1 protein-coding gene is annotated in these 1,981 nt (G+C 69.9%); it reads left to right on the plus strand.

All coding sequences use genetic code 11. From position 1 onward, the window contains the following. Positions 1–695: 695 nt before the first annotated feature. On the plus strand, positions 696–1,964 hold the full coding sequence (gene trpS / locus LOY02_RS14615; protein ID WP_317183095.1) for a tryptophan--tRNA ligase: 1,269 nt from the start codon (positions 696–698) through the stop codon (positions 1,962–1,964). Positions 1,965–1,981: the final 17 nt, after the last annotated feature.

A 1,981-nucleotide genomic window follows, 5' to 3' on the forward strand; every position in this document is an offset into this window, starting at 1 on the left:
CGACACCGGGTGGACGAGCTCGAGGACGCGGCGACCACCTCCGTCGAGTTCCTCTTGCGCCATGAGCTCTTCCGGAGCGAGCGCACCGGCAAGACGATCCGGGACGACTTCACCCGGCTCCACCACCCGCCGCGATGGCACTTCGACATCCTCCGCGGGTCGAGTGCCTCGCGGCCCTGCAGGTCCCGCCGGACCCGAGGATGGGCGCCGCGCTCGACGTGCTGCGCTCCCGCCGACGGAACGACGGGCGCTGGACAGCGCGCACCTGGCCGGGTGAGACGCACCTGCCGCCGGACTCCGGACGCGAGCCGTCCCGTTGGGTGACGCTCAGGGCCAGTCGGGTTCTCGATCGTTTCGCCGCGCGGGATGTCGAAGACGGAGGCACACTGGAAGGAGCTGGGACCTCCCGTTGACTCGACCGGTTCGTGCGTTCGAGTCGGGGCGAGGTCCCAGCGAGGCCGACAGGCGGTCGGTCGGGGCCGAGCCGATCGCCTGTCATTGGCCCATGCGAGGTCGCCCCGGATTGGGCTATCCTCGCGTCATGAGTTCGTTCGCCTCGCCGATCCGCGCGTGGTGGCTGCCCAGCTGAGGCGGCCATCCGAACGAACCCATCCAACCGAGCCGCCTGCGGGCGGCTCTTCGCTTGTCACCGACAGGTCGTGTCACCCGTGGGCCACCCAACCCATGGAGACACCATGACAACCACCAGCGCGCGAGGTGCCGACAGCGCCGCAGCGGTCGCCGTCGCGGTGAACGCAGACGCAGACAACCCAGACGCAGACAACCCAGACGCAGACAACCCAGGCGAGGCCTGCACAGATCACGTCCACACGGGAGACGTCCACACAGGTCACGTCCACACGGGAGACGTCCACACGGGCCAGGTCAACGCCGACGAGGGCGCGACCTACGCGGCCGCTCGCGAGCGAAGCGCCGTCCTCGACCAACTCATCGACGAGCAGGCCGCTGGTCACCCGGAGCGCTTCCGGGTGCTCACGGGGGACCGACCGACCGGCCCCCTCCACGTGGGCCACTACCTCGCCAGCCTGCGAAACCGGGTTCGCCTGCAGGACAAGGGCGTCGAGACCTTCATCGTGATCCCGGACTACCAGGTCATCACCGACCGAGACGGGGTCGGCGCCATCGGGGAGCACGTCCACGGGCTCATTCTCGACTACCTGGCTGCGGGGATCGATCCCGAGCGCACGACGATCTTCAGCCACTCTGCGGTGCCGGCCCTCAACCAGCTCATGCTGCCGTTCCTGGCACTCACCACGGAGGCCGAGCTGCGGCGCAACCCGACGGTCAAGGACGAGCTCGAGCTGTCGGGCGGTCGGCCGTTGTCCGGGCTCCTCCTCACCTATCCGGTTCACCAGGCGGCCGACATCCTCTTCTGCCATGGCCGGGTCGTGCCCGTCGGACGCGACCAGCTGCCGCACCTCGAGCAGACCCGGGCGATCGCGCGCCGGTTCAACCAGCGGTATGCCGCTGGGCAGCGGATCTTCTCCGAGCCCGAGGCCCTGCTCAGCGACGTCCCGCTGCTCCTCGGCACCGATGGCGCGAAGATGAGCAAGAGCCGCGGCAACGTCATCAACCTGCGGGACACGGCGGACGAGACGGCTGCTCGGATCCGGGGAGCGAGGACCGACTCGCAGCGACGGATCACCTTCGAGCCCAAGGACCGTCCAGAGGTGGCCAACCTCCTGGTGCTTGCCGGCCTCTTCCTCGGCGAGGCCCCCGAGTCGATCGCCGAGCGAGTGGGCGAGGGTGGAGCGCAGGCCCTCAAGCAGGTCGTCACGGAGGCGGTGAACGACGGTCTCCGAGACCACCGGGCGCGACGCGCCGAGCTCGAGCGAGACCCGGGCTACGTGGTCGGTGTGCTGCGCGACGGCAACGCCCGGGCCAACGTGGTCGCCGAGCGGACGCTCGCGACGGTGCGGGAGGTCATGGGCATGGCCTACTGACGACGCCCGAACGGCCT

This window comes from Intrasporangium sp. (assembly GCF_032907665.1).
GTDB lineage: Bacteria > Actinomycetota > Actinomycetes > Actinomycetales > Dermatophilaceae > Intrasporangium.